Raw genomic sequence first — 26,743 nt, forward strand, 5'->3', positions numbered from 1 at the left:
AGGCGCTTGGTCTGCAAATTCCTCTAAGCCCTTTAATTAAATGAATTTTTTATAAAAAGGATTTGACGGCCTTCGGGGCGCTCTATACTATTCGTCGCACTTGTCGGGCACAGCCTAGCACTGGATGAGAAGGTCGAGCGGAATTGCGATTCTGCGAGACTGGAAAGCACTTAGTTTGTAGTCCTCCAAGAGTACAGATTAATAAGGCGCCCGTAGCTCAGCTGGATAGAGCATCCGCCTTCTAAGCGGATGGTCGCAGGTTCGAGTCCTGCCGGGTGCGCCATTAGGCAGCTTTGGCACAAGTAGCGCAATATGGTGGGCGTAGCTCAGTTGGTAGAGCACGGGATTGTGACTCCCGTTGTCGAGGGTTCGATCCCCTTCGTCCACCCCATATTTCAAAAGGCGCCAGATTAACAGTCTGGCGCCTTTGCTTTAACAGCTTCAAATCGCGGATGTGGTGGAATTGGTAGACACACTGGATTTAGGTTCCAGCGCCGCAAGGTGTAAGAGTTCGAGTCTCTTCATCCGCACCAAATAAAGCTTCACCCAGGCCGGTTGGTTTGGTTGGGGCGCAGCAAGGGAGTTTTTGGCTTCTTTGTCAGGCAATATGGTGGGCGTAGCTCAGTTGGTAGAGCACGGGATTGTGACTCCCGTTGTCGAGGGTTCGATCCCCTTCGTCCACCCCATATTTCGAGAGGCGCCAGATTTAACAGTCTGGCGCCTTTTTTGTTTTAGCGGTTCGAGTATCAATCGGCTGCATGTCCTGGGCCGCAGGGGTGGGGTGTTTCGTCGTATTTATGTTTCTCGATGATGCCGCGCCGCCCGCCGGCCTTGCTCGCAAGACCGGCTGTCAGGGAGATGATTGGCAACTTCTTCTATATATAGAAGGATTGGTGCAGAGCCCTGGCGTGACTGGCTGTATTTGCTAACAGGGCGAGGCACAACCGTTTGTCCCTCGCCTATAAATTGCCTGCTGCTTTTTTACCCGTTTTCAGTAGGGTGACTTCTTGAGTTTGACCCACTAGAATGCATGCCCTTGATTCTGGGGTCGGAAACGGCCGGCTAACGTCTGTGCAACGAGGAATATCCATGCAAGTTTCTGTTGAAAATACTTCTGCTCTTGAGCGCCGCATGAGCATCACCGTGCCGGCTGAGCGCATCGAGACTCAGGTCAACAAGCGTCTGCAGCAGACTGCCCAAAAGGCCAAGATTGCTGGCTTCCGTCCAGGCAAAGTGCCAATGAGTGAAATCAAGCGCCGTTTTGGTGCTGATGCACGTCAGGAAGCGGTTGGCGACGTGATCCAGTCTTCTTTCTACGAAGCTGTTGTTGAACAAAAGCTGAACCCGGCTGGCGCTCCTTCGATCGAGCCGAAATCGCTGGAAGCTGGCAAAGACCTGGAATACGTCGCGGTTTTCGAAGTGTTCCCTGAGTTCACCGTTGCCGGTTTCGAAGGTATCGCGGTTGAGCGCCTGAGCGCTGACGTGGCTGATGCCGATCTGGACAAAATGCTGGAAGTGCTGCGCAAGCAGAACACCCGTTTCGAAGTGGCCGATCGCGCTGCTCAAAACGAAGACCAGCTGAACATCGATTTCGTTGGCAAGGTCGACGGTGAAGTGTTCGCTGGCGGTTCCGCCAAAGGTACTCAGCTGGTTCTGGGTTCCGGCCGCATGATCCCTGGTTTTGAAGACGGTCTGGTTGGCGCTAAAGCCGGCGAAGAGCGCGTTCTGAACCTGACCTTCCCAGAGGACTATCAGAACCTCGACCTGGCAGGCAAAGCCGCTGAGTTCACCGTGACCGTGAACACTGTTTCCGAGCCAAAACTGCCAGAACTGACCGAAGAATTCTTCGCTCAATTCGGCATCAAGGAAACGGGTCTGGAAGGCTTTCGCACCGAAGTTCGCAAGAACATGGAGCGTGAACTGCGTCAGGCGATCAAATCCAAGGTCAAGAATCAGGTAATGGACGGTCTGCTGGCCACCAACCCGATCGAAGTGCCTAAGGCTCTGCTGTCCAACGAAGTTGACCGTCTGCGCGTGCAGGCTGTTCAGCAGTTCGGTGGCAACATCAAGCCTGAGCAACTGCCGGCCGAGCTGTTCGAAGAGCAAGCCAAGCGTCGCGTTGTGCTGGGTCTGATCGTGGCTGAAGTGGTCAAGCAATTCGACCTCAAGCCTGACGAAGCCCGCGTTCGTGAAATGATTCAGGAAATGGCTTCGGCTTACCAGGAGCCTGAGCAGGTTGTGTCTTGGTACTACAAGAACGACCAGCAACTGAACGAAGTTCGTTCGGTTGTGCTGGAAGAACAAGTTGTGGATACTGTTCTGCAGAAAGCTAGCGTGACCGACAAATCGGTCTCTTACGAAGAAGCAGTCAAGCCGGTAGAAGCTCCACAAGCCGACTGATCGTTTTTGCGGTAAGAAGCACACACCATAAGCCAGCCTTCGTGCTGGCTTATGCGTATTCAAGACATAACTATTTGGGAGTGACTGCAGAGCATGTTCCGTAATTCGTATATTCAGCAGAACTCTGATATCCAGGCCGCAGGCGGCCTGGTCCCGATGGTTGTCGAGCAATCTGCTCGTGGCGAGCGCGCCTATGACATCTACTCGCGCCTTCTAAAGGAACGAGTGATCTTTCTGGTTGGTCCGGTAGAGGACTACATGGCCAACCTGATCTGTGCGCAACTGCTGTTCCTTGAAGCGGAAAACCCGGACAAGGACATCCATCTCTATATCAACTCCCCGGGTGGTTCGGTGACGGCGGGCATGTCGATCTATGACACCATGCAGTTCATCAAGCCAAACGTGTCGACCACCTGTATCGGTCAAGCGTGCAGCATGGGTGCGTTTCTATTGACGGCCGGTGCAGCCGGCAAGCGTTACTGCCTGCCGAACTCGCGTGTGATGATTCACCAGCCACTGGGCGGTTTCCAGGGCCAGGCTTCGGATATCGAAATCCATGCCAAGGAAATCCTCTTCATTCGTGAGCGTCTCAACACGCTGATGGCCAAGCATAGCGGGCACACTCTTGAAGAAATCGAGCGCGATACCAACCGCGACAATTTCATGAGTGCAGAAGCAGCGCGTGAATACGGGTTGATCGATGAAGTGATCAGCCAGCGCCCCGCTTAAATTAAGCAGCTCAAAATAGGGCTGGTCGGCGCGTCCGATCACTAGCGGGCTTGAAAAAGCCCGCAATAGCCTTCATCTTGTGTTGCAAGCCTATCGGATTTGGATCGAACGAATGACTGACACCCGCAACGGCGAGGACAACGGCAAGCTGCTCTATTGCTCCTTCTGTGGCAAAAGCCAGCATGAAGTGCGCAAATTGATTGCCGGCCCCTCGGTCTTTATCTGCGACGAGTGCGTCGACCTGTGCAATGACATCATCCGTGAGGAGGTGCAGGAAGCCCAGGCCGAAAGCAGCGCGCATAAATTGCCTTCGCCTAAAGAAATCAGCGGCATCCTTGATCAGTACGTGATTGGTCAGGAGCGTGCGAAAAAGGTTCTGGCCGTAGCGGTGTACAACCACTACAAGCGCCTGAACCAGCGTGACAAAAAGAATGACGATGTCGAACTCGGCAAGAGCAACATCTTGCTGATCGGCCCGACAGGCTCGGGTAAAACCCTGCTTGCCGAAACACTGGCCCGCTTGCTGAACGTTCCGTTCACCATCGCCGACGCAACCACCCTCACCGAGGCAGGTTACGTGGGTGAAGATGTCGAAAACATCATTCAGAAGCTGCTGCAGAAGTGCGATTACGACGTAGAAAAGGCCCAAATGGGTATTGTCTACATCGATGAGATCGACAAGATCTCGCGCAAGTCTGACAACCCGTCGATCACCCGGGACGTTTCCGGTGAAGGCGTGCAGCAGGCCCTGCTCAAGTTGATCGAAGGCACGGTCGCTTCCGTTCCGCCTCAAGGTGGTCGCAAGCATCCGCAGCAGGAATTCCTTCAGGTCGACACCCGTAACATCCTGTTCATCTGCGGTGGTGCGTTCTCCGGTCTGGAAAAGGTTATTCAAAACCGTTCCACCAAAGGCGGCATCGGTTTCAACGCGGAAGTGCGCAGCAAGGAAGAAGGCAAGAAAGTCGGTGAGTCCCTGCGTGAAGTCGAGCCTGACGATCTGGTCAAGTTCGGTCTGATCCCGGAGTTCGTCGGTCGTCTGCCGGTACTTGCCACGCTGGACGAGCTTGATGAGGCTGCGCTGATGCAGATTCTCACCGAGCCGAAAAATGCTCTGACCAAACAGTATGCCAAGCTGTTCGAGATGGAAGGCGTGGACCTGGAATTCCGGGCTGACGCACTGAAATCGGTCGCCAAACGTGCCCTGGAACGCAAAACCGGTGCCCGTGGACTGCGTTCGATTCTCGAAGGTGTGTTGCTCGACACTATGTATGAAATCCCCTCGCAGTCCGAGGTGAGTAAAGTAGTGATCGACGAAAGCGTTATAGAAGGCAAGTCCAAGCCACTGTATATCTACGAAAACAGTGAGCCGGCTGCCAAGGCAGCGCCAGACGCCTAAGCGTCACGCTGCTGGAATAAAGAAGGGGCCTTCGGGCCCCTTTGCTTTTTGCGCGTTTTAACACCTTCTTTAAGCTTGTTTTTTTTGAAGGTAGCCCCCATCTTGGTTTCAAGCTCACTTCCATCTGTTTACGGCCTTATGGCCGCCGTAGAGGCGAAATCATGAAGACAACCATCGAATTGCCTCTCCTGCCATTGCGTGATGTTGTGGTTTATCCGCACATGGTTATCCCGCTGTTCGTGGGGCGCGAGAAATCCATCGAAGCCCTCGAGGCAGCGATGACGGGCGACAAGCAGATCCTTCTGCTGGCTCAGAGAAACCCTGCTGACGACGATCCCGGTGAAGATGCACTTTATCGCGTAGGTACCATTGCTACCGTTCTACAGCTGCTCAAGCTGCCTGACGGCACGGTCAAGGTTTTGGTCGAAGGTGAGCAGCGGGGCGCTGTTGAGCGTTTCAGCGAAGTGGACGGCCACTGCCGTGCCGAAGTCTCATTGATCGACGAAGTCGACGCACCAGAGCGCGAGTCGGAAGTTTTCGTACGCAGCCTGCTGGCTCAGTTCGAACAATATGTGCAGCTGGGCAAGAAAGTCCCGGCTGAAGTCCTGTCGTCGCTCAACAGCATCGACGAACCAGGTCGCCTGGTCGACACCATGGCCGCCCACATGGCCCTGAAGATCGAGCAGAAGCAGGAAATCCTCGAAATCATTGATTTGTCGGCCCGGGTCGAGCACGTTCTGGCGTTGCTGGATGCCGAGATCGACCTGCTGCAAGTCGAAAAACGCATTCGCGGTCGCGTCAAAAAACAAATGGAGCGCAGCCAGCGCGAGTACTACCTGAATGAGCAGATGAAGGCCATTCAGAAAGAGCTCGGCGACAGCGACGAAGGCCACAACGAAATCGAAGAGCTGAAAAAGCGCATTGATGCCGCCGGTCTGCCGAAAGATGCCTTGGCCAAAGCCCAGGGTGAGCTGAACAAGTTAAAACAAATGTCGCCAATGTCTGCGGAAGCGACCGTGGTGCGCTCGTATATTGACTGGCTGGTTCAGGTGCCGTGGAAGGCGCAGAGCAAAGTGCGCCTGGATCTGGCACGTGCTGAAGACATTCTCGATGCCGACCACTATGGTCTGGAAGAAGTCAAAGAGCGGATCCTCGAATACCTCGCCGTGCAAAAACGCGTGAAGAAAATTCGTGGTCCGGTGTTGTGCCTGGTCGGTCCTCCGGGGGTGGGTAAAACCTCTCTGGCGGAGTCGATTGCTCACGCCACCAACCGCAAATTCGTGCGCATGGCCCTCGGCGGTGTGCGTGATGAAGCGGAAATTCGTGGTCATCGCCGTACTTATATCGGTTCGATGCCAGGAAGATTGATTCAAAAGATGACAAAGGTGGGTGTCCGCAACCCGCTGTTCCTGCTCGATGAAATCGACAAAATGGGCAGCGACATGCGTGGCGATCCGGCGTCGGCGTTGCTGGAAGTGCTCGACCCTGAGCAGAACCACAACTTCAACGATCACTATCTGGAAGTCGACTACGACCTGTCCGATGTGATGTTCCTTTGCACCTCGAACTCCATGAACATTCCGCCAGCGTTGCTGGACCGGATGGAAGTGATTCGTCTGCCGGGTTACACCGAAGACGAAAAGATCAACATCGCCGTCAAATACCTTTCGCCAAAGCAGATTACGGCTAACGGCTTGAAAAAAGGCGAGCTGGAATTCGACGCCGAGGCGATCCGCGACATCATCCGCTACTACACCCGCGAAGCCGGTGTACGTGGGCTGGAGCGCCAGATTGCCAAGGTTTGCCGCAAGGCGGTCAAAGAGCATGCAATGGAAAAACGCTTCTCGGTGAAGGTCACTGCCGAGATGCTGGAACACTTCCTGGGCGTGCGCAAATTCCGCTACGGTCTGGCCGAATCGCAGGATCAGATCGGTCAGGTCACCGGGCTGGCGTGGACTCAGGTGGGTGGCGAATTGCTGACCATCGAAGCCGCCGTCGTACCGGGTAAAGGCCAGTTGATCAAGACCGGTTCCCTGGGTGACGTCATGGTCGAATCGATCACTGCGGCCCTGACCGTTGTTCGCAGTCGCGCGAAGAGCCTGGGGATTCCCCTGGACTTCCACGAGAAGCGCGACACGCACATCCACATGCCGGAAGGGGCGACCCCGAAGGACGGCCCTAGCGCCGGTGTGGGCATGTGCACGGCTCTGGTGTCGGCATTGACCGGGATCCCTGTGCGCGCGGACGTCGCCATGACTGGCGAAATTACCCTGCGTGGTCAGGTGCTGGCGATTGGTGGTTTGAAAGAAAAACTGCTCGCTGCTCACCGTGGCGGAATCAAGACGGTGATCATTCCTGAAGAGAACGTACGCGATCTGAAGGAAATTCCTGACAATATCAAGCAAGATCTGCAGATTAAACCGGTTAAATGGATTGACGAGGTCCTGCAAATTGCGCTGCAATACGCGCCGGAGCCCTTGCCAGATGTAGCTCCGGAGATAGTTGCAAAGGATGAAAAACGCGAGTCTGACTCTAAGGAAAGAATTAGCACGCATTAGTACGCATTTGCCTGGGTGGCTTGTTGACAGCTTTTTAGAGCCCTTGTTATAAAGCGGCTCTTAAGTGTCTGTAGGCCATTCAGCACTCGTTTTTGCTTTCACCAAAAAACTTAGAATCATACTCAAATAGATATAAGGGGACTTAGAGTGAACAAGTCGGAACTGATTGATGCTATCGCTGCATCCGCTGATATCCCGAAAGCTGCTGCTGGCCGTGCGCTGGACGCTGTAATCGAATCCGTCACTGGCGCTCTCAAGGCTGGCGACTCTGTTGTTCTGGTTGGTTTCGGTACTTTCTCCGTCACTGATCGTCCAGCTCGCATTGGTCGTAACCCACAGACCGGTAAGACGCTGGAAATCGCAGCCGCTAAAAAACCAGGTTTCAAAGCCGGTAAAGCACTGAAAGAAGCTGTCAACTAAGTTCGATTCAGGTTTTTGCCTATCCGGGTCGGGGTCATGCCTGACCTGGCAGCGGAGCGGTAGTCCAGTCGGCGAGTCGCCGATCCGAGACCCCGAGGCTCGCAAGTTCGAGTCATCGGTCCGCTCCGCCAGTTACGAGAAGGCGCATCCTCGGATGCGCCTTTCTTCTATCCGGATTCTACCCACGCTCCACGGTTGCCTAATTTTGAAGTTCAACCGTTTCTGGGGGACGCATGCTGCAGAATATCAGGGACAATTCACAAGGCTGGATTGCCAAGACTATCATCGGGGTCATCGTTGCACTGATGGCTTTGACCGGTTTCGACGCCATCTTCAAGGCCACGACGCACCGCAATGATGCGGCCAAGGTCAATGGCGAAGAAATCAGCCAGAACGAGCTGAGCCAGGCGGTCGATATGCAACGCCGTCAGCTCATGCAACAGCTGGGCAAGGATTTCGATGCTTCCTTGCTCGACGAAAAAATGCTGCGCGAATCGGCCCTCAAAGGCCTGATCGATCGCAAGCTGCTGCTGCAAGGCGCAGAAAACTCGAAGTTCGCTTTTTCCGAAGCTGCTCTGGACCAGGTGATCCTGCAAACGCCTGAATTCCAGGTTGATGGCAAGTTCAGCCCAGAGCGTTTTGACCAGGTTATTCGTCAACTCGGCTACAGCCGCATGCAATTCCGCCAGATGCTGGCTCAGGAAATGCTGATCGGTCAGCTGCGCGCTGGTCTGGCAGGTAGCGGTTTCGTCACCGACGCACAGGTTCTGGCATTCGCCCGTCTGGAAAAACAGACCCGCGATTTCGCTTCCCTGAACGTCAAGGCTGACCCGGCGGCTGTGAAGCTGACCGACGATGAAGTCAAAGCCTACTATGACGAACACGCCAAGGAATTCATGACGCCGGATCAGGTGGTCATTGATTACCTGGAGTTGAAGAAGGCTTCCTTCTTTGATCAGGTCAGCGTCAAGGACGAAGACCTGCAAGCGGCGTATCAGAAAGAAATCGCGAACCTGTCGGAACAACGCCGGGCCGCGCACATTCTGATCGAAGTGAACGACAAGGTGACCGAAGCGCAAGCCAAGGCCAAGATCGAAGAGATCCAGGCACGTCTGGCTAAAGGCGAGAAGTTCGAGGCCCTGGCCAAGGAGTTCTCCCAGGATCCTGGTTCGGCGAACAACGGCGGTGACCTCGGCTATGCCGGTCCTGGCGTCTACGACCCAGCCTTCGAAACAGCGCTGTATGCGCTGGCCAAGGATCAGGTCTCGGCGCCGGTTCGCACCGACTTCGGTTTCCACCTGATCAAGCTGTTGGGCGTTGAAGCGCCTGAAGTGCCGACGCTCGCCAGCCTGAAAGACAAGCTGACCCGTGAGCTGAAAACCCAGCAGGTCGAGCAGCGTTTCGTCGAGGCGACCAAGCAACTGGAAGATTCGTCGTTCGAATCCTCCGATCTGGCTCAGCCGGCGCAGGACCTGAAGCTCACTGTTCATACGTCCAAGCCGTTCGGCCGTGAAGGTGGCGAAGGTGTTGCGGCCAACCGCGCCGTGGTCACTGCAGCGTTCAGCCCTGAAGTGCTGGATGAGGGTGCCAACAGCACCGCCATCGAGCTCGATCCGGAAACCGTGATCGTGCTGCGCGCCAAGGAGCACCTGAAGCCTGCGCAACTGCCGCTGGAAAGCGTAGCTGCCAGTATTCGCGTGCAATTGTCCAAGGAGCACGCCAGTTCTGCCGCCAAGACCAAGGCTGAAGAGCTGATTGTCAGCCTGCGCGATGGCAAGACTGCGTTGGACAAGGCGATCGACGGTCAGAGCTGGAAAGTGACCCAGGCAGCCACTCGTGGCCAGGAAGGGGTTGACCCAACCGTGCTGCAGGCGCTGTTCCGCATGCCCAAGCCTGCTGCCAAGGACAAGCCGACCTTCAGCAACGTGACCCTGGCCGATGGTAGCCTGGTGATTGTGCGTCTGAACGGCGTGAACGAAGCGGCTGCGCCGACCGAAGAAGAGAAGGCTCAATACCGTCGCTTCCTTGCTTCGCGCATTGGCCAGCAAGACTTTGCGGCCTACCGCAAAATGCTGGAAAGCCAGGCTGAGATCAAACGTTTCTGATGCCTGACTGAGTTTTGCGCAACACAAAGACCCGGCCGAAAGGCCGGGTTTTTTATGGGCGAAACAAAAGCGGCGCGGGTTACCCGTCGCCTGAGTGTTTACCGTGCGACTTTTTCCTGTAAATGACAGTCAGTAGACTTGTAACTGTTTTAAGACACTAATCGATACTCCGCTAAGCATCGATCTGTTGCACAATACGCCTCGGACCGTTTTCCTCAGGATGTTCAATGTTTAAATCAATTCCCATGCGTGTTGCAGGGCTGGCGTTATTGCTGGCCGCCGCGGCCGGCTGCTCGTCGAAGAAAGCCCCTATCTACGAGCATGAGAACTTCGATGACTCCGGAACGTTTTCGCGTAGCTACCCGGTGACTGATGCGCAGACGTGCGAAGCCGCCCGTCGGGCATTGCTCAGCCAGGGCTACATCATCACCAGCGCCGACCCGAAACTGGTCAGCGGACACAAAAGCTTCCAGCAGACCGGCGAAACCCACATGGAGATCAGCTTCAGTGTGGTCTGTGCCGATGACGGCAGTGAGGGGCGCCACGCGACCATGTTCGCCAACGCCCTGCAGGACCGTTATGCGCTGAAGAAGACCAACAACTCCGCCAGCGTTGGTGTCGGCGTGCTGGGTTCTGTGTCGATGCCGATCGGCTCGTCCGACGACTCGATGGTCAAGGTCGCCAGCGAAACCGTATCGTCGCCCAAGTTTTACGAGCGGTTCTTCACCCTGGTCGAGTTGTTCCTGCCGCCGGAAGCGAAAAAGGCCGCGCACATCCAGGATAAGCCCAAACCCGATCTCGGCGTGCCTGAAGCCAAGGTCGCACCGGCTCCGTTGGCGCCGTCGGCGGCAGAACCTGCGCCGGCACCTGCCGAAGCTGCTCCAGCAGCCTCTGAGCCTGTTGCTCCGCCGCCTGAAGCCGCTCCGATTGCCCCAGCCGGGAATTCCGAGCCGGCATCGACCACGGAAACGGTCACTCCGCCGCCTCAATCAAGCCTGCCTCCACCCACCGAGCCTATTTCGGCCATTCCTGTATCTGGCCAGTAATCGTGCTCTGACGCTGCGGGATCGGGTCAGACGACACCGATCCCGCAGCGTCTTTAAATTGATCCGCGTCAACCCAGGCCGTTGTCCTACAGCCTGTATCGAAAAAATCCTGTGATAAATTCCTGACGGCCTGCTACGTTTTATTAAGTAGCCGCTGAGCGTCGTGCCTGCGTCATTTTTCTTTCACGTGGGCACTTTATGCTCGGGGCGCTGGTCATTTATTCAGGCGTTTTTTTCAACGAGCTGTGGGGGATTCAAAATGGACGATTATCAAGAAGAGCTGCTCGAGTATCAGGCGTTTGAACTGGACCCGCTGGAACCGGCCGAAGACGCGACCGAGCTGTAAGCGTCAGGCGGATTGGCGATGACTGCGGCGAAACTCGCCGGGCGTCTGGCCGCTCCAGCGTTTGAAGGCCCGCTGAAAGGCTTCGGCTGAGGCAAAACCCAGCAGGTAGGCGATTTCTCCGAACGCCAGTTCGGTATCGCGGATGTAGGTCATGGCCAGGTCGCGACGCGTATCATTGAGGATCGCGCGAAATTGCGTGCCTTCCTCGGCGAGTTTGCGACGCAAGGTCCAGGTTGGCAGCTTCAGGCGTGCCGCCACTTCTTCCAGGTCGGGTTCCCGGCCACCATTGAGCAATGGCCCCAGTAGCTGAGTGATGCGTTCACGCAGGCTGCGGGTGCGTGTCAGTTGCTCCAGTTCCCGCTCACACAGTTGCAGCAAGTGTCGCCAGGTGCTCGGGCAGTGTTCCGGGTTGCGCTGGGCGAGGCTGGCCAGGCTCAGTCGCAGTTGATTGTGTTCACTGCCGAACTGGATCGGGCAGTCGCCCAGCACTTCATAAGCCGTTCGGTAATCCGGCTCATCAAACTCGATCTCGATACGTTCGGCCCGTAACGGGGCAGGGCTTATGCTGGACAATTGCTGCAACCAGCCCGCGATGATCGAATCCACCACGAAGCGGTTGTAGGCGTTGTAAGGACTGATGGAATAGAACCGCAGCCAGGCACCTTGGGCGTCTTCGTGAAAGCTCGATTGACCGCGATAGTTGGAGCCATACAAGGCTTCGAAGCGAATCAGGCACCGCGCGGCCTCTCGCACCGTTGGCGCCTGAGCCGCTGTGACCCCGGCCAGGCCGACCTGGCTCAGGCGACTGAGCTGGCCCATGCGCAAGCCAAGTGCCGGGTTGTCGGTCAGTTGAATGGCGCTGTGGCCCAGGCGCATGTAGCGCGGGATCGAGAGCCGGGCGCCCGCTTCACTGAGGCGAGCCGCGTCGAGACCGTATTGTTCGAGCAACGGCTGAGGGTCTACACCGTGGCTGCGCACGGCGTCGGCCAGGCTATGAACAAAGCCGACCGACAGATCGCCGAGGCGCATCGGCAACGGTTTCATCGGTTACAACCAGAGGTTCAGCAAACGCGCGCCACGGGCATTGCCGTCGGCGAATTGCTGCCCGTTGCTGCTGAGAAAACTTTGACCCGCGCTGCCCTGATCCCAGAACTGACCGCGCAGAAACACGCTCATGCCGGCGATTGCCTGGCTGCTGGGCGGTTGAGCGGTGAGTGTCAAACGATGCCAGGCCTGGCCTTCGCTGAGCTCCCCGGCCTTGAGGCTGACGGAACCAGGCGTTGACAGCCCCTTGTAACCGCGCCACGGCTTGTCCCAGGTGCCGCGCCCGATCACAAACGCCGGGACCGCGACGAACTGCGCCCCCTGATCGTCGAGCTTGCGGTAATTGTCCGGGTACCAGCTGTCGCTGCCGATCAGCACACCCAGGCGTCCGGCCGGGGTGTCGACGACGTTGAGCGTGTGCTCGCCATTGGCGGCGATGACGTCATGTTCATCGAAAATCGGGTGCATCTGGCGCTGGGGCTGGCCGATGGGTAGACCATCGCGGCCGAACACCACGCTGCTGTTGTACAGCGCGCCGTGGCCGATTTTCAGGGTGCCGTCGATGACGCTGGGTTCGGGCAGCACGATGGAGCCCGCTACCAACGTCACGTGGAATTCTTTTGCCAGACCACCAAACAGTGTCTGATAGTCCTTGGCCATGCCTTTGGCCTTCATGCGCAGGTGCGCGTCGTCCAGACGTTTTTCGCCCTCGGCGCTGATCAGTGCGCGGACGAACTTCAACGGGTTACTGACCGCCAGCCAGTTCATGGCCTCCTTGAGCGTGGTCGCCTGGTACAGCTCATCTTTCTCGCCACTGACCATCAACCAGGTGCCGACATGTTCGGGCAGGACGACGATGGTTTTTTCATTCAGCAGGCCCTGGTCCTGGGCCTTCTGCAAATAGGCCGCCAACTTGCGGTGCAAGCGCTCGGAGCTTTGATAGTCGGTGGGAAACAGTTCGGGCTGGATGCCCAGCAAATTGCCGCGATCAGCGGGTATGCCTTGGTCAACCGCAAGGTTGATGCGCAGGTCCGACAGGTAATGACCCACCGGACGGTCCGCGGCCCACATGGCGTAGGTCGTGAGTGCGGCAATCAATGCCATGGAAAAGGTCAGGTACAGAAGTTTGCGCATGGGGAAACAGTCAACAGCCGTGTGCAGGGTTCGCGACTAGGGTAGGGCGCATGCCGGCGCTTGCCAAGGGGCGCTGTGCATTTGGATCAATAAGTTGTCAGTTTCGGTCATTGAGTGACAGCGGCGCGACTCTTAGTCTGTTCAATATGACTGACAGGGGCCGAAGAGCTCCTGCACTTTTTCCGTGATCGCTCGATGTGGAGTTACCGATGGCCGCCGCTCATTACCCGCACCTGTTAGCCCCGCTGGACCTGGGTTTTACCACGCTGCGCAATCGTACCCTGATGGGTTCGATGCACACCGGTCTTGAGGAAAAACCCGGCGGTTTCGAGCGCATGGCGGCGTACTTCGCCGAACGTGCCCGTGGCGGCGTTGGCCTGATGGTCACCGGCGGTATTGGCCCCAACGACGAGGGCGGGGTGTACTCCGGCGCAGCCAAGCTGACCACCGAGGAAGAAGCGCTCAAGCACCGCATCGTCACCCGCGCGGTGCACGAGGCGGGCGGCAAGATTTGCATGCAGATCCTTCACGCCGGTCGTTATGCCTACAGCCCGAAACAGGTTGCACCGAGCGCCATTCAGGCGCCGATCAACCCGTTCAAGCCTAAAGAGCTGGACGAGGAAGGCATCGAGAAGCAGATCAGCGATTTCGTCACCTGTTCGACCCTGGCGCAACAGGCCGAGTACGACGGCGTCGAGATCATGGGCTCCGAAGGTTATTTCATTAACCAGTTCCTCGCCGCCCATACCAACCACCGTACTGACCGCTGGGGCGGCAGCTACGAAAACCGCATGCGCCTGCCGGTGGAAATTGTCCGCCGGGTGCGCGAAGCGGTAGGCCCGAATTTCATTATTATCTTCCGCCTGTCGATGCTTGATCTGGTGGAAGGTGGCAGCAGCTGGGAAGAAATCGTCCAGTTGGCCAAGGCCATCGAGCAGGCTGGTGCGACCATCATCAACACCGGCATCGGCTGGCACGAAGCGCGGATCCCGACCATCGCCACCAAAGTGCCACGCGGCGCGTTCAGCAAGGTCACGGCCAAGCTGCGTGGCTCGGTGAGCATTCCGCTGATCACCACCAACCGTATCAATACCCCGGAAGTCGCTGAGCAGATTCTGGCCGAAGGCGATGCCGACATGGTCTCCATGGCGCGGCCGTTCCTCGCCGACCCGGACTTCGTCAACAAGGCCGCCGAAGGTCGCGGCGATGAAATCAACACCTGCATCGGTTGCAACCAGGCCTGCCTGGACCACACCTTCGGCGGCAAGTTGACCAGTTGCCTGGTGAACCCACGCGCCTGTCACGAAACCGAACTCAATTACCTGCCGGTGCAGCAGATCAAGAAAATCGCGGTGGTCGGTGCCGGCCCTGCGGGTCTGTCTGCGGCGACTGTTGCGGCTGAGCGTGGTCATCAGGTGACGCTGTTTGATTCGGCCAGCGAGATTGGCGGCCAGTTCAACATCGCCAAGCGTGTGCCGGGCAAGGAAGAGTTCTTCGAAACCCTGCGCTACTTCAACCGCAAACTGCAGACCACCCACGTTGAGGTGTGCCTGAACACCCGCGTCGACGTGGCGAAACTGGTTGAGGGCGGTTACGACGAGATCATTCTCGCCACCGGCATCGCGCCAAGAACGCCAGCGATTCCGGGTGTCGAAAACGCCAAGGTGCTGAGCTACCTGGACGTGATCCTTGAGCGCAAACCGGTGGGCAAGCGCGTCGCGGTGATCGGCGCCGGTGGTATCGGATTCGATGTCTCGGAGTTCCTGGTTCACCAGGGCGTGGCCACCAGCCAGAATCGCGAAGCGTTCTGGAAGGAATGGGGCATCGATACGCATCTGCAAGCGCGCGGCGGTGTCGCCGGCATCAAGGCTGAACCCCATGCACCGGCGCGTGAAGTGTTCCTGCTGCAGCGCAAGAAATCCAAGGTCGGCGACGGCCTGGGTAAAACCACCGGCTGGATTCACCGCACCGGTCTGAAGAACAAACAGGTGCAGATGCTCAACAGCGTCGAGTACCTGAAGATCGACGACGAAGGCTTGCACATCCGCATCGGCGAAACCGGCGAGCCGCAAGTGTTGCCAGTGGACAACATCGTGATCTGCGCCGGTCAGGATCCGCTGCGTGAATTGCACGAGGGGCTGGTGGCAGCCGGGCAGAACGTGCATTTGATTGGCGGCGCGGATGTGGCGGCAGAGCTGGATGCCAAACGCGCGATCAACCAGGGTTCGCGTCTGGCGGCTGAACTCTAAAACTCACACGTCCTGTAGCAGCTGGCGCAGCCTGCGTCCGGCTGCGCAGCAGTCGTAAAATCGGCCACCGCGGTGATTCAGGTAAACGAGGATGGCAGGATTGACGACTGCTGCGCAGCCGGACGCAGCCTTCGGCAGCTGCTACAGGGTTTGCGTTGGCTGATAGACTGGCGTCTTTTCCGTCTGCGCAGAGCCGATGCCTTCTCCTCCAGCCAACTGGCTACCTATTCCCCCCCTTGAACCCCTTCATCTTGGCTGGCTGACCAACGCTGGCATCGAAGTCGCGATCCTGCGCCTCGACCAGATCGACCCGCTGATCAGCGGCAACAAGTGGTTCAAACTCATCGAGCACCTGAAAGCCGCTGACCAGATCGGTGCCAAAGGCATCATCAGTCTGGGCGGTGCCCACTCCAATCATCTGCATGCACTGGCCGCAGCGGGTAAGCGTTTTGGTTTTCGCACCGTTGGCCTGCTGCGCGGTCATCCGCAAGAAACGCCAACGGTAAAAGACTTGCAGGCGTTCGGCATGCAGTTGCATTGGCTGGGTTATGGCGGTTATCGAGCGCGGCACGAGCCGGGTTTCTGGTTACCATGGCAGGCGCAGTATCCCGATCTGCATCCGGTGCCGGAAGGTGGCGGCGGTTTACAGGGCGCCAAGGGCTGTCGGCAGTTGAGGACAATGGTCAGCGAGCAACTGAACGCTCTGGGCTGGAGTGACTACGACGGCTGGTGGCTGGCCTGCGGAACGGGCACGACCCTGGCCGGTCTGGTGCTGGCCGAAGCAGGTGAACACCCGGTGTATGGCGCGCTGGCGGTGCCCGACGATCATGGAGTGGCGCAGCACGTCGAATCAATTGTGCAAGAGGCGGGTTTACACCATCGCGCCTATGAATTGATCGACGCCAGCCGTGGCGGCTTTGCCAAAGTCGATCCGCTGTTGCTCGAATTCATCGATCAGACCGAACAGGTCAGCGGCATTCCCCTCGAACCGCTGTACACCGGCAAAGCCCTGTTGGCGCTCAAGCAGCAAGTAGAAGCGGGAAGATTTGAAAAAGGCACGCGCCTGATCTTCGTCCATACCGGCGGTTTGCAGGGCCGCCGGGGGTTCCAGTGAGCGGCGGGATTCACCCGCGCTTGGGCATCATCCGCAGCAAGGTGTTATCGCCCACGACATAGTGGTGATAAATCCCCGCCATGGCGTGCAGGCCGATCAGCCAGTATCCAATGGTGCCGCCGAGTTGATGCCAACCCTCGATCTGCTTGGCCAGCACCTTGTCCTCCGCGATCAGCAGCGGCAGGTCGAAGCCGTAGAACATCACTTGGTGACCTTTTGCGCTGGTGACCAGCCAGCCCAGAATCGGCATGGCGATCATGAAAATGTACAGCGCCCAGTGCATCAGTCTGGCTAACACGGTCTGCCAGTGAGGCGAGGCCGGGAAGATTTGCGGGGCGGGGCCAAGGCTGCGAGCAAACAGCCGCAGCCAGACCAATACAAACACCGTCAAGCCCAGCAAGAAGTGCGATTCGGTGATCAGCGCCCGGCCGCCACTGCCTTTTGGAAAGATTCCACGAAATTCGATGCAGGCGTAAACCAGCGCCAGCAGGACCAGCATCAACCAATGCAGCGCGATCGATACGGTGCTGTAGCGTGATTCGGAATTCTTCCAGGGCATACGGTGTTCCTCACAGGTCAGGTCCAGACCACCGTTCTTGTTTGACGGTGTGCTTTAACTGTAATCCGCTTTGATGGATTTGCCTGTGGCTATTTGGGCGTTCAATGCTCTGGATCAGGAGGTTGGCCACAAAAAAGCGCCAGTTCCGTTAAGGAGCTGGCGCTTTTTAATGCGGCGACAGGTGCAATCAGTTGGTTTGCGGCATCTCGCCCTTGGCCAGGCGCTGGTTGATATCGGCGATCACTTCCGGCAAATCGGTGATGGTGTCGATCATGTAGTGCGGCCGCGAGCCTTCGAACATGGCGTGGATACGCTTGCGTTCGCTGGCCAGTTTGTCACTGCCCAAGGCCCGATAACCTTCGTAGTCCAGGCCCAGCGCGTTACCCGAGCAGATCAACGCCACGGTCCACATCCCGGCACGACGACCCTCGAGAATGCCCGGCACGGTGTCGTCGATCTTCACGCAGGCCGCGACATCATCGATCCCGAGGGCGATCACGTTAGCCAGCGCCTGGGCCGGCCATGGGCGGCCGTTGGGCACTTCGTCGGTGGCGACCACGTGGTCGGCGACGTAACCGTTGGTGGCGGCCAGCTCGACAACTTTGTCCATGACCTGTTTTGGATAGCCGGAGCAGGAACCAATCTTGATCCCTTGCTGGCGCAGATGGGCGATGGTGTCCAGTGCGCCCGGAATCAGCGCCGAGTGCTCGGCGATTTTCTCGATTTGCAGGGGCATGAAGCGTTTGTAGATGGCGGTGACGTCATCGTCAGTCGGCGTACGGCCGAACACTGTGCGATACCGTTCGGCCACTTCTGGCTGATCGCACAGGGTGCGGATGTGGTCCCACTTGCCCATGCCCATCGGGCCGCGGGCTTCTTCGATGGACACCTGGACGTCGAACTCGGCGAAGGCTTCGACAAAAATCTGAGTCGGCGCGAAAGAGCCGAAGTCGACCACGGTGCCGGCCCAGTCGAGGATGGCGGCTTGCAGCTTGGTTGGGTTTGCGTAGTTCATGGTGATCAAATTCCTGAGTTGGCAATACGGTTCAATGTAGGAGTGAGCCTGCTCGCGATGGCGGTGTGTCAGTCGACATCGTCGGTGAATGCAAGACCGCTATCGCCGGCAAGCCGGTCTCACTCCTACAGGGGATTTTGGTGTGGCTTAGATTTCGAGGACTTCCATCTCGCGCAGCGCTTCGGCGACCGCCGCTACCGCCGCGTGCATCTCGGCCTGGTTGACGTGGCCGATGCAGCCGACGCGGAAGGTTTCGACCTGGGTCAATTTGCCGGGGTAGAGGATGAAACCCTTGGCCTTGACGCGTTCGTAGAATTCCTTGAACTGGTAACGCGGGTCTTTCGGCGCGTGGAACGTGACAATGATCGGCGCCTGAATCGCGGCGGGCAGGAAGCTGCGCAGCCCCAGTTTGGCCATGTCATCGAGCAGCACTTTGCAGTTGTTGGCATAGCGCTGATGCCGGGCGGGCAAGCCGCCTTCTTCGTTGTATTGCAGCAGGGCTTCGTGCAGCGCGGCGACCACGTGGGTTGGCGGGGTGAAGCGCCATTGGCCGGTCTTGGCCATGTAGGTGTGTTGATCGAAAAGGTCCATCGCCAGCGAGTGCGAGTTGCCGGCGGCATTGGCCAGCGCTTCTTTGCGAGCGAAGACAAAGCCCATTCCCGGCACGCCTTCCAGGCATTTGCCCGAGGCGGCGATCAGCGCGTCGAACGGCACCTGTTGCGCGTCGATCGGCAGCGCGCCGAAAGAGCTCATGGCGTCGATGATCAGGCGTTTGCCGTGTTGCGCGATGACGTGGGCGATTTCCGGCAGCGGGTTGAGGATGCCGGTGCTGGTTTCGCAGTGAATCAGCGCGACGTGGGTGATGCTGGCGTCGGCGCGCAGCAGGCGATCGACGTCGGCGGCGGTGGTCGGTTCGTCTTCAGCGGTTTCAAAGGTGCTGAGGGAGCGACCGAGCACTTCGCAGATTTTGGCCAGGCGTTTGCCGTAGGCGCCGTTGATCAGCACCAGAACTTTGCCGTCGCGAGGCACCAGCGTGCCGATCGCCGCTTCGACCGCGAACGTGCCGCTGCCTTGCAGGGGCACGCAGTGGTGGCTGTCGCCGCCGTTGATGATTGCCAGCAGTTGTTCGCACAGGCTGGCGGTCAGTTGATTGAAGCGGTCATCCCATGAACCCCAGTCGACCATCATCGCCTGACGGGTGCGGGCCGATGTGGTCAGTGGGCCGGGGGTGAGCAGGATGGGTTCGGCAGTACTCATTCTCGTGTCCTCGCAATCGATGGGATGAAGCTACGGGGCTTAAATTGCAATTTGCCGTGCTATCAATCAAATTGTTTGTTGTTATGCCAGTCATCAGTGAGGGTTATTCATGAACCTGTTCCAGCTCCGCGCATTCGATGCGGTGGCCCGCGAGGGCAGCTTCACCCGGGCCGCCGCGCGACTGTTCATCAGCCAACCGGCGGTCACCGGGCACATCAAGGCGCTGGAGGAGCACTACCAGATCACCCTGTTGCGGCGCACCGCACGACGGGTGGAGCTGACAGAGGAGGGCACCAAACTGGCCGCGATTACCCGGGCAATGTTCGGTCTGGCCGAAGAGGCGCAGGTGATGCTCGAGGCCAACCGGCAGTTGCTGACCGGGCGTCTGGAGGTTGCGGCGGACGGGCCGCACATGGTCATGCCGATGCTCGCCAGCCTGCGTGCGCGTTATCCGGGGATCACCGTGAACCTGCGGCTGGGCAATGCTCAGGAAACCTTGGCGGCGTTGCTGTCGGAGCACGCCGACGTGGCGGTGCTGACCGAGGTCGAACCGCGCAAGGGCCTGCATTTGCAAGACTTGAGCGAATCACGGATTTGTGCGCTGGTGCCTGACGGTCATCCCTGGGCGCAGATGTCCAAGGGGGTGGCGCTCAAGGCGCTGGACCAGGTGATCATGGTGTTGCGCGAGCCCAGTTCGATCACCCGGCGCACCTTCGACGAAGCCTGCGCGACGGCGTCGGTCAGTCCACGGGTGTTACTGGAACTGGACAGTCGCGAGGCGGTGACCGAAGCCGTCGCCGCAGAGTTGGGGGTTGGCGTGGTGTCGTCGGTGGAGGTCAGCCATGACCCGCGGGTGGCGGCGGTGCCGATTATGGGTGAAGGACTGGTTAACCGACACATGATTGGCTGCATGGAGCGGCGGCGGGATTTGCGTTTGATACAGGCGTTTTTCGAGTTGGCGCCAGACCGATAGACCGAGGCGCGGCCATCGCGGGCAAGTCGAATCGTCGCACCGCCGCTCCCACAGGTTTTGCCTCGTGCACAAGATCTGCGGCCAGCACAAATACCTGTGGGAGCGGCGGTGCGACGATTCGACTTGCCCGCGATGAGGCCGGGCCTGCCTATACCAGACTCTCGCGAATCATCTCCAGAAACGTCGCCACCACCCGCCGCGAACTCTGCTCGCGCAAGCACACCAGTGTTTCCGTCAGCCGTCGTTTGCAGTCGGTAATCGGCAACGCACACACCCGCGAATCCGCACCGAACTCGGCAGCCGATACCACACCGACGCCAATCCCCACGACCACCGCTTCACGCGCCGCTTCCCGACCTTCAACCTGAATCGCCGGGCGGATGCGAAAGCCTGCCTGGGCCATTTCTTCTTCCAGCGTCTGGCGCGTCACCGAGCCGATTTCCCGCAGCACCAAAGGCGTGTCATCCAGATCCGCGAGGCAAATCGACTCGCGGTCGGCCCACGGATGATGGCGGGAAACGAACGCCACCATCGGGTCATTGCGCAGCGGCAGCGAGATCAGTCGTTCGTCACTCACCTCGCGGCCCAACAACGCCAGGTCGGCCTGATAGTTGAACAGGCGAAACAGCGACTCATCCGTGTTACCGGTTTCGATCTTCACGCTGATGCCGGGGTAGCGCTCACAAAAGCGAGCAATCTGCGGCAGTACGTGCACTGGCGCATCCACCGCGAGAATCAGGCTGCCGGTCTGCAAGGCCCTGGAGTCATGCAGGAGCTCCTGCGCCTCGGCCTCGATAACGAACAATCGCTGGGTAATGCTCAGCAACCGCTCGCCCAGATCGGTCAGGCGGACCGAGCGTTTGTTGCGGTGGAACAGCAGCACACCGAACCGCTCTTCGAGCTTGCGCACTTGGTCGGAAATCGCCGGTTGCGTGAGGAATAGCCGCTCGGCGGCTTTGGTAAAGCTTCCGTGCACGGCGACGGCGTGGAAGGCTTTGAGCTGGGCGTGGGAAACCGACATCGAAACCTCCAGTAACAAGCTGAGCTTATATTGGAAATACGATAAATCGATTTCACTTATTAATCAGTAATTGTTTTTATCGACCTCAGCCCCGGTAACTGGTCAGTCGAACAGCATCGGCGGCCATGAGCCTGTGCGTGCAACAGCAGGACTCATCTGACCGATATCGCCAAAGGGAAGCTGCGATATCGAAGTGCTCAACAATAAAAAAACAGGCGTTATTTCTCAATTTCTGCCGGCACACTCACACCCTGAGGTCAGAACCACCATGAACAAGCACATCGGCACTATCAAGCGTTGGCGCGTGCAGATCTTCGCGATCACCTGGCTCGCTTACGCCGCTTTCTACTTCACCCGCAAAGCCTTTTCCGTGGCAAAACTGGGGATCGCCGAAGACCCCACCTTCATGCTCGACAAAATGGCCATGGCCAACCTCGACGCCATCTACCTCACGGCTTACGCCATCGGGCAATTCACCTGGGGCATCCTGGCCGACCGCTTTGGCCCAAGGGTCGTAGTGTTGGGCGGGTTGCTGATTTCAGCGGCGGCCGCCTTGGTGATGGGCAGTTTTGCGACGTTGCCAATTTTCGCGACCTGCATGTTGATTCAAGGGTTTGCCCAGTCCACCGGCTGGTCCGGGCTGTGCAAGAACCTCGGCAGTTTCTTTCCCGCCGAACAGCGCGGGCGGGTGCTGGGGTTGTGGAGTTCTTGCTACGCCTTTGGTGGGTTGGTGGCGTCGCCGTTTGCTGGCTGGTGGGCGTATACGCTGATCGGCACCTGGCATGCGGCGTTCTTTTCCAGTGCGGCGGTGGTTGGGCTGGTCGCCGTGCTGTTTTTTATTTTTCAGCGTAACAAACCCGAAGACGTTGGCTTGCCAGCGGTGGAGCCGGAGCCGCAACTGACGGCGCAAGAGGCCGACGCGCAAAGCAAGATCAGCATGCTGGAACCGTTAAAAGAAATTCTGCGCAACCGCACCGTGCTGGTTCTGGGCCTGGCGTACTTTCTGCTGAAACCGGCGCGCTACGCGATTCTGCTCTGGGGACCGGTGATCGTCTTCGAACAGATGCCCTCGGTGGGCAAGGTGGGCGCGGCAATCATTCCGACCGCGTTTGAGCTGGCCGGGTTGCTCGGTCCGATTCTGCTGGGGCTCGCTTCGGACAAACTGTTCGGCGCCCGACGCATGCCGGCGTGTGTGCTCAGCCTGTTGGCGCTGACCGTGACCCTGGCCTTGTTCATGGGCGCCCTGCATACCGGCAGCGTGATGCTGGTGGTGGCCCTGCTGTTCGTGATGGGCCTGACTCTGTACGGACCGGACTCGATGATCAGCGGCGCGGCCGCGATCGATTTCGGCACCGCCAAGGCGGGCGCCACAGCGGCCGGTTTCGTCAACGGTTGCGGCTCGGTCGGAGCGATTCTCGGCGGATTGCTGCCGGGCTACTTCGACTCGGTCACCGTGTTCATCGTCTTCGCCGGTTGCGCGATGTTTTCAGCCCTGGTGCTGATCCCGCACTGGAACAGCCGCCCGGCTGGCCTGCGTGCCGAAAGCGCTTTCGTGCCTAACCAACCGATCACCGTAAAACCTCTGCGTACTTAAGGATTGACCCATGAGACCTTTCTGGCTGGAACAGGCGCTGGCGGCCGAGTCCTGCGCGCCGTGCGAACCCCTGGCGGGCGATACCCGCGCCGACGTCTGCATCGTCGGCGGCGGCTACACCGGACTCTGGACCGCGATCATGCTCAAGGAGCAGAACCCTGAGCTCGACGTGTTGCTGATCGAGGCCGATATCTGCGGCGCCGGCGCCAGTGGCCGCAACGGTGGTTGTGCACTGTCGTGGTCGGCCAAGTACTTCACCCTTGAACGGCTGTTCGGCGTCGAAGAAGCCGTGCGGCTGGTCAAGGAGTCAGAGCGCAGCATCCATGCCATCGGCGCCTTCTGCGAGCAGTACGCGGTGGACGCCGATTACCGCCTCGACGGTACGCTCTACACCGCCACCAACCGTGCCCAATGCGGTTCGACCGACGCCGTGATCGCGGCGTTGGAGCGCAATGGCATCAACTCCTTCACCCAACGGCCGGTGGCCGATGTGCAACGCATGGCCGGTTCCAGCAAACACCTGGAAGGCTGGTTTTCCCCGGCGGCGGCCAGTGTGCAGCCGGGCAAACTGGTGCGCGGCTTGCGCCGGGTCGCGTTGCAACTCGGGGTGAGGATTCACGAGCACACCGCCATGACCGGGTTGCAGGAGGGCCAGCCTGCGGGGATTCAAACCCCGAACGGCACCGTCCGCGCGGATCGCGTGGTGCTGGCAATGAACGCCTGGATGGCCCGGGCGTTTCCACAGTTCGAGCGCAGTGTGGCGATCGTTTCCAGTGACATGCTGATCACCGAACCGCGACCCGATCTGCTCAATGAGATCGGTTTGACCAGCGGCGTCACCGTGCTCGATTCGCGGATTTTCGTGCACTACTACCACAACACCCCGGACGGCCGAATCATGCTCGGCAAGGGCGGCAATACCTTTGCTTACGGCGGGCGAATGTTGCCGGTGTTCGATCAACCATCGCCCTATGCCGGTTTGTTGCAGCACAGCCTGAGCGAGTTCTTTCCGGCGTTTGCCCAGGTCAAGGTCGAGGCGACCTGGAACGGTCCGTCTGATCGCTCGGTCACCGGTTTGCCGTTCTTCGGTCAGATGAGTGCCAGCGGCAATGTGTTCTACGGTTTCGGGTACTCCGGCAGCGGGGTTGGCCCGTGTCACATGGGCGGGCAGATTCTCGCCTCGATGGTTCAGGGACTGGACAACGCCTGGACCCGTTCGCCTCTGGTCAACGGCCCCTTGGGCTACTTTCCGCCGGAACCGATTCGTTACCTCGGCTCATTGATGGTGCGCAACGCCATCCGCCGCAAGGAACGCGCCGAGGATCACGGACACCGGCCACGGCATCTGGATGTGCGTCTGGCGAAATTCGCGGCGGCGGCAGGCAAGGCCGACAAGGGCTGAATGTCAGGGCGAGAGGTCCGAGCGATTGACCAGCCAGTCGAGCAGCAAGTGGCTATCACGGCGTGGCGCGGGAACCGGCCGAGTGCGCGGGTGATGACCCATGCCGACGCACAGCACTGGCCGGTCCGGGTCGCTGTCGAGGAAACTGATCAGGACGTCGCTGCCGGCCGTTGGCAGGCTGGACGGGTCAATCCGACCGTCCGGCGCTGCAAGGGCCACCAGCAGCCAGAGTCCGGCAGATTCAAGCGGATCCGCTTGCGCTGTTGGCCACAGCCCAACCTGTATTCGACCTCGATCATCCAGCGCCGCCGGCTGCCCGGCAGGGCCCAGCACCCGGGCGGGCTGATAACCCGGGATGCTCGGCCTGGTCTGTTTGAGCGCCGGCCTGAAGACCGTTGACCAGGGAATGGCGGTGAACTGATTGCGGTAATGGCGAACAGTGACGGGTTTGTCGGTGGCAAGAATCGAAGGTTGTTGCCCCTGGTGGCGGGTTTCGGTGAGCAGCCATTGATCGTTGAAATTCGGCAGTGGATGTTCTGACACTTGCACTATCCGTGCGCTGCGCAGTGCGCTCTGGTTGCTTTGACCGTGGATTTGCAAGTGCTGGCAACGCAGACGTTCCAGTTGTCTTCGGCTCAACTGATCGTGATGGATATGCTCGGCCGCGGGCCGGACCATCACCGGCAATGGTTTGCTGAAAGCGTGGTTGGCCGCGCCCTTGTCGGGTTTTTGCGAGCCACGGTTCCTGGCCTCCCGTCGTGAGGGAAAGGGCGGCGAGTCATGGCGCTGGAACAACTCACTGATCACCGGCACGTCATTGCCTTCGGGCGCGTTGCCCTGGAAAGGCGTAAGGACCGGTTCCTGGGGGAAACTCAGGCTGTCATCGGCCAGGACCAGCATATGCCCGTCGCGCTGATGTTCGAAGTGATAGTGAATGCCTTCTTCTTCGCACAGCCGTTGCAGCAATGCCAGATCGCTCTCCTCGTACTGAATGCAGAATGGCCGTACGGGATAGTGTCCGTTGGATAATTCGAAGCGATAGCTCCCCTCGGGCACATCATGTTCCTCCAGCAGTTGGCGCAGGATCATCGGTACGCTGAGGTGATGAAACACGCGACGTGAACGCTGCCGGTCGAGCCATTGAAGGTAGGGCACCAGCACCAGTTTGTAGCCGATCCGGTGGGGGCCGCGATGCTCGCGACTGGCACTGTGAAGGACGCCGTGAATACCCTGGCCCTCCGTCAGGCTGAGGAACACCGGCTGTTGCAGCAATCGGTCGAGGCTCATGGCCGGTGCGAGGCCGATGACTTCGATGTCGAATCGATAGGGCTGGTTGAGGGCTTCTCGGCCACTGAACTGCAACACCTGCAAACTCAAATCGCCGTCGAGGAGTGTCAGGGTGAAGGGACTTTCCTTGTCGTTGTGCATCGAGCGCGCTTCTGCCATGGAATTCGGGCGCAGAGGGTACGAAACCACAGCCCTTTATGGTCACCGCAAATCGAAGTTTCAGAATCGCCCTACAACTGCCGGTGAAGATGTCGATTGGTCATGCGGGTAAACAGGGTGGATTTTTTGGTCGATTGCCAACTTTAGGGCGTATAAACTTGCGCCATGCGTCGGCCAATAGATGTCTCGGCGCCATAGATCAAGAGAGTGAGTAATGGGCGCACAGTGGAAGGTTAAACACAAAGAAGCGGCATCTAACGCCAAGGGCAAGATCTTCGGCAAACTGGTAAAAGAAATCACCATCGCTGCCCGTAACGGTGCCGATGTCGCTACCAACGCACACCTGCGTCTGGTGGTTGAACAGGCCAAGAAAGCCTCGATGCCCAAGGAAACCCTGGATCGCGCCATCAAAAAAGGCGCGGGCCTGCTGGGTGAGACCGTTCAGTACCATCGCGTGACTTACGAAGGTTTCGCTCCGCACCAGGTGCCGGTGATCGTCGAGTGCGTCACCGACAACATCAACCGCACCGTGGCGGAAATCCGCGTGGCGTTCCGCAAGGGCCAACTGGGCGCTTCCGGTTCGGTAGCGTGGGACTTCAACCATGTCGGCATGATCGAGGCGTCCCCGGACAGCCCTGACGCCGATCCGGAAATGGCCGCCATCGAAGCCGGCGCCCAGGATTTCGAACCGGGCGAAGAAGAGGGCGCGACCCTGTTCCTGACCGAGCCTGGGGACCTGGACGCCGTGCAGAAAGCCCTGCCCGAGCAAGGGTTCACCGTGTTGTCGGCCAAGTTGGGTTACCAGCCGAAAAACCCGGTCAGCGGCCTGAGCGATGAGCAGATGGCTGAAGTCGAAGCCTTCCTCGAAGGCCTCGATAACCACGATGACGTGCAGGACATGTTTGTCGGGTTGGCGGGTTAAACCGGACTGTTTG

21 protein-coding genes and 4 tRNA genes are annotated in these 26,743 nt (G+C 58.8%); 18 read left to right on the forward strand and 7 right to left on the reverse strand.

Annotated features, from left to right (window positions below):
• The first annotated feature begins 206 nt into the window (after window positions 1-206).
• The 12 genes from QF010_RS27560 (at window position 207) to QF010_RS27615 (ending at window position 11,000) form a co-directional block, all read left to right on the forward strand.
• Window positions 207-283 (forward strand) — tRNA-Arg (locus tag QF010_RS27560).
• A gap of 32 nt (window positions 284-315) precedes the next feature.
• Window positions 316-391 (forward strand) — tRNA-His (locus tag QF010_RS27565).
• A gap of 57 nt (window positions 392-448) precedes the next feature.
• Window positions 449-533, forward strand: a tRNA-Leu gene (locus tag QF010_RS27570).
• A gap of 77 nt (window positions 534-610) precedes the next feature.
• A tRNA-His gene (locus tag QF010_RS27575) sits at window positions 611-686 on the forward strand.
• 403 nt (window positions 687-1,089) lie between these two features.
• Complete coding sequence (gene tig, locus QF010_RS27580; RefSeq protein WP_429534313.1) at window positions 1,090-2,400, forward strand: trigger factor; 1,311 nt, start codon at window positions 1,090-1,092, stop codon at window positions 2,398-2,400.
• Window positions 2,401-2,493: 93 nt separating this feature from the next.
• Window positions 2,494-3,129, forward strand: a complete 636-nt coding sequence (clpP, locus tag QF010_RS27585; protein WP_033057292.1) for an ATP-dependent Clp endopeptidase proteolytic subunit ClpP — start codon at window positions 2,494-2,496, stop codon at window positions 3,127-3,129.
• A gap of 112 nt (window positions 3,130-3,241) precedes the next feature.
• Entirely contained in the window at window positions 3,242-4,525 is a 1,284-nt protein-coding gene (gene clpX / locus QF010_RS27590; protein ID WP_007946893.1) for an ATP-dependent Clp protease ATP-binding subunit ClpX, read from the forward strand.
• 161 nt (window positions 4,526-4,686) lie between these two features.
• Entirely contained in the window at window positions 4,687-7,083 is a 2,397-nt protein-coding gene (gene lon / locus QF010_RS27595; protein WP_027926069.1) for an endopeptidase La, read from the forward strand.
• Between the two features lie 147 nt (window positions 7,084-7,230).
• Complete coding sequence (locus QF010_RS27600) at window positions 7,231-7,503, forward strand: HU family DNA-binding protein (RefSeq protein ID WP_002552737.1); 273 nt, start codon at window positions 7,231-7,233, stop codon at window positions 7,501-7,503.
• A gap of 233 nt (window positions 7,504-7,736) precedes the next feature.
• On the forward strand, window positions 7,737-9,608 hold the full coding sequence (locus tag QF010_RS27605; RefSeq protein ID WP_429534314.1) for a SurA N-terminal domain-containing protein: 1,872 nt from the start codon (window positions 7,737-7,739) through the stop codon (window positions 9,606-9,608).
• A 227-nt stretch (window positions 9,609-9,835) separates the two neighbouring features.
• The gene (locus QF010_RS27610; protein WP_429510625.1) at window positions 9,836-10,654 is read left to right on the forward strand and encodes a DUF2242 domain-containing protein; all 819 of its coding nucleotides are present in this window, start codon (window positions 9,836-9,838) and stop codon (window positions 10,652-10,654) included.
• 163 nt (window positions 10,655-10,817) lie between these two features.
• Window positions 10,818-11,000 carry a hypothetical protein gene (locus QF010_RS27615; RefSeq protein WP_080932598.1) on the forward strand — a complete coding sequence of 61 codons (183 nt, stop codon included), beginning with the start codon at window positions 10,818-10,820 and terminating at the stop codon, window positions 10,998-11,000.
• Window positions 11,001-11,003: 3 nt separating this feature from the next.
• On the opposite strand, the gene QF010_RS27620 is transcribed toward QF010_RS27615, so the two are convergent.
• Both QF010_RS27620 and QF010_RS27625 read right to left on the reverse strand, forming a co-directional pair.
• Window positions 11,004-12,044, reverse strand: coding sequence for an AraC family transcriptional regulator (locus QF010_RS27620; protein ID WP_429510624.1), 1,041 nt, complete (start codon window positions 12,042-12,044; stop codon window positions 11,004-11,006).
• A 3-nt stretch (window positions 12,045-12,047) separates the two neighbouring features.
• Window positions 12,048-13,178: a carbon-nitrogen hydrolase family protein gene (locus QF010_RS27625; protein ID WP_429534315.1), complete on the reverse strand. Its 1,131-nt coding sequence runs from the start codon at window positions 13,176-13,178 to the stop codon at window positions 12,048-12,050.
• 209 nt (window positions 13,179-13,387) lie between these two features.
• Here QF010_RS27625 and QF010_RS27630 point away from each other — a divergent pair, with 209 nt between their 5' ends.
• Entirely contained in the window at window positions 13,388-15,427 is a 2,040-nt protein-coding gene (locus tag QF010_RS27630) for an oxidoreductase (RefSeq protein ID WP_429534316.1), read from the forward strand.
• A 196-nt stretch (window positions 15,428-15,623) separates the two neighbouring features.
• Window positions 15,624-16,541, forward strand: a complete 918-nt coding sequence (locus QF010_RS27635) for a 1-aminocyclopropane-1-carboxylate deaminase/D-cysteine desulfhydrase (protein WP_429534317.1) — start codon at window positions 15,624-15,626, stop codon at window positions 16,539-16,541.
• 10 nt (window positions 16,542-16,551) lie between these two features.
• Here the strand turns inward: QF010_RS27635 and QF010_RS27640 are convergent, their stop codons facing one another.
• The 3 genes from QF010_RS27640 to QF010_RS27650 all read right to left on the reverse strand — a co-directional run bounded on the left by QF010_RS27640 (window position 16,552) and on the right by QF010_RS27650 (window position 19,372).
• Window positions 16,552-17,100 (reverse strand): cytochrome b, encoded by a 549-nt coding sequence (locus QF010_RS27640; RefSeq protein WP_429534318.1) that lies wholly within the window; start codon window positions 17,098-17,100, stop codon window positions 16,552-16,554.
• Window positions 17,101-17,287: 187 nt separating this feature from the next.
• The gene (gene phnX, locus QF010_RS27645) at window positions 17,288-18,115 is read right to left on the reverse strand and encodes a phosphonoacetaldehyde hydrolase (protein ID WP_429534319.1); all 828 of its coding nucleotides are present in this window, start codon (window positions 18,113-18,115) and stop codon (window positions 17,288-17,290) included.
• Between the two features lie 147 nt (window positions 18,116-18,262).
• Complete coding sequence (locus QF010_RS27650; RefSeq protein WP_429534320.1) at window positions 18,263-19,372, reverse strand: 2-aminoethylphosphonate--pyruvate transaminase; 1,110 nt, start codon at window positions 19,370-19,372, stop codon at window positions 18,263-18,265.
• A 109-nt stretch (window positions 19,373-19,481) separates the two neighbouring features.
• On the opposite strand from QF010_RS27650, the gene QF010_RS27655 reads away from it, so the two are divergent.
• Entirely contained in the window at window positions 19,482-20,345 is an 864-nt protein-coding gene (locus tag QF010_RS27655; RefSeq protein ID WP_429534321.1) for a LysR substrate-binding domain-containing protein, read from the forward strand.
• Window positions 20,346-20,493: 148 nt separating this feature from the next.
• Here the strand turns inward: QF010_RS27655 and QF010_RS27660 are convergent, their stop codons facing one another.
• Window positions 20,494-21,366 (reverse strand): LysR family transcriptional regulator, encoded by an 873-nt coding sequence (locus QF010_RS27660; RefSeq protein WP_429534322.1) that lies wholly within the window; start codon window positions 21,364-21,366, stop codon window positions 20,494-20,496.
• A gap of 268 nt (window positions 21,367-21,634) precedes the next feature.
• Between QF010_RS27660 and QF010_RS27665 the strand changes: the two genes are divergently transcribed.
• Together QF010_RS27665 and QF010_RS27670 are read left to right on the forward strand one after the other, a co-directional pair.
• Window positions 21,635-22,960 (forward strand): MFS transporter, encoded by a 1,326-nt coding sequence (locus QF010_RS27665; RefSeq protein WP_429534323.1) that lies wholly within the window; start codon window positions 21,635-21,637, stop codon window positions 22,958-22,960.
• A 10-nt stretch (window positions 22,961-22,970) separates the two neighbouring features.
• A complete protein-coding gene (locus QF010_RS27670; RefSeq protein WP_429534324.1) occupies window positions 22,971-24,362 on the forward strand; it encodes an FAD-dependent oxidoreductase in 1,392 nt (463 codons plus the stop codon).
• A gap of 3 nt (window positions 24,363-24,365) precedes the next feature.
• Here the strand turns inward: QF010_RS27670 and QF010_RS27675 are convergent, their stop codons facing one another.
• On the reverse strand, window positions 24,366-25,790 hold the full coding sequence (locus QF010_RS27675) for a type VI secretion system Vgr family protein (protein ID WP_429534325.1): 1,425 nt from the start codon (window positions 25,788-25,790) through the stop codon (window positions 24,366-24,368).
• A gap of 232 nt (window positions 25,791-26,022) precedes the next feature.
• Here QF010_RS27675 and QF010_RS27680 point away from each other — a divergent pair, with 232 nt between their 5' ends.
• Window positions 26,023-26,730: a YebC/PmpR family DNA-binding transcriptional regulator gene (locus tag QF010_RS27680; RefSeq protein ID WP_033057256.1), complete on the forward strand. Its 708-nt coding sequence runs from the start codon at window positions 26,023-26,025 to the stop codon at window positions 26,728-26,730.
• The last annotated feature ends 13 nt before the right edge of the window (window positions 26,731-26,743 follow it).

The sequence above is a fragment of the Pseudomonas silensiensis genome, assembly GCF_050434865.1.
Lineage (GTDB): Bacteria > Pseudomonadota > Gammaproteobacteria > Pseudomonadales > Pseudomonadaceae > Aquipseudomonas > Aquipseudomonas fluorescens_W.

What these genes read in the sequence shown, in the direction of transcription:
- tig (WP_429534313.1), top strand. Translation starts at nt 1,090, where the DNA reads ATGCAAGTTTCTGTTGAAAATACTTCTGCTCTTGAGCGCCGCATGAGC.
- clpP (WP_033057292.1), top strand. Translation starts at nt 2,494, where the DNA reads ATGTTCCGTAATTCGTATATTCAGCAGAACTCTGATATCCAGGCCGCA.
- clpX (WP_007946893.1), top strand. Translation starts at nt 3,242, where the DNA reads ATGACTGACACCCGCAACGGCGAGGACAACGGCAAGCTGCTCTATTGC.
- lon (WP_027926069.1), top strand. Translation starts at nt 4,687, where the DNA reads ATGAAGACAACCATCGAATTGCCTCTCCTGCCATTGCGTGATGTTGTG.
- QF010_RS27605 (WP_429534314.1), top strand. Translation starts at nt 7,737, where the DNA reads ATGCTGCAGAATATCAGGGACAATTCACAAGGCTGGATTGCCAAGACT.
- QF010_RS27610 (WP_429510625.1), top strand. Translation starts at nt 9,836, where the DNA reads ATGTTTAAATCAATTCCCATGCGTGTTGCAGGGCTGGCGTTATTGCTG.
- QF010_RS27620 (WP_429510624.1), bottom strand. Translation starts at nt 12,044, where the DNA reads ATGAAACCGTTGCCGATGCGCCTCGGCGATCTGTCGGTCGGCTTTGTT.
- QF010_RS27625 (WP_429534315.1), bottom strand. Translation starts at nt 13,178, where the DNA reads ATGCGCAAACTTCTGTACCTGACCTTTTCCATGGCATTGATTGCCGCA.
- QF010_RS27630 (WP_429534316.1), top strand. Translation starts at nt 13,388, where the DNA reads ATGGCCGCCGCTCATTACCCGCACCTGTTAGCCCCGCTGGACCTGGGT.
- QF010_RS27635 (WP_429534317.1), top strand. Translation starts at nt 15,624, where the DNA reads ATGCCTTCTCCTCCAGCCAACTGGCTACCTATTCCCCCCCTTGAACCC.
- QF010_RS27640 (WP_429534318.1), bottom strand. Translation starts at nt 17,100, where the DNA reads ATGCCCTGGAAGAATTCCGAATCACGCTACAGCACCGTATCGATCGCG.
- phnX (WP_429534319.1), bottom strand. Translation starts at nt 18,115, where the DNA reads ATGAACTACGCAAACCCAACCAAGCTGCAAGCCGCCATCCTCGACTGG.
- QF010_RS27650 (WP_429534320.1), bottom strand. Translation starts at nt 19,372, where the DNA reads ATGAGTACTGCCGAACCCATCCTGCTCACCCCCGGCCCACTGACCACA.
- QF010_RS27655 (WP_429534321.1), top strand. Translation starts at nt 19,482, where the DNA reads ATGAACCTGTTCCAGCTCCGCGCATTCGATGCGGTGGCCCGCGAGGGC.
- QF010_RS27660 (WP_429534322.1), bottom strand. Translation starts at nt 21,366, where the DNA reads ATGTCGGTTTCCCACGCCCAGCTCAAAGCCTTCCACGCCGTCGCCGTG.
- QF010_RS27665 (WP_429534323.1), top strand. Translation starts at nt 21,635, where the DNA reads ATGAACAAGCACATCGGCACTATCAAGCGTTGGCGCGTGCAGATCTTC.
- QF010_RS27670 (WP_429534324.1), top strand. Translation starts at nt 22,971, where the DNA reads ATGAGACCTTTCTGGCTGGAACAGGCGCTGGCGGCCGAGTCCTGCGCG.
- QF010_RS27675 (WP_429534325.1), bottom strand. Translation starts at nt 25,790, where the DNA reads ATGCACAACGACAAGGAAAGTCCCTTCACCCTGACACTCCTCGACGGC.
- QF010_RS27680 (WP_033057256.1), top strand. Translation starts at nt 26,023, where the DNA reads ATGGGCGCACAGTGGAAGGTTAAACACAAAGAAGCGGCATCTAACGCC.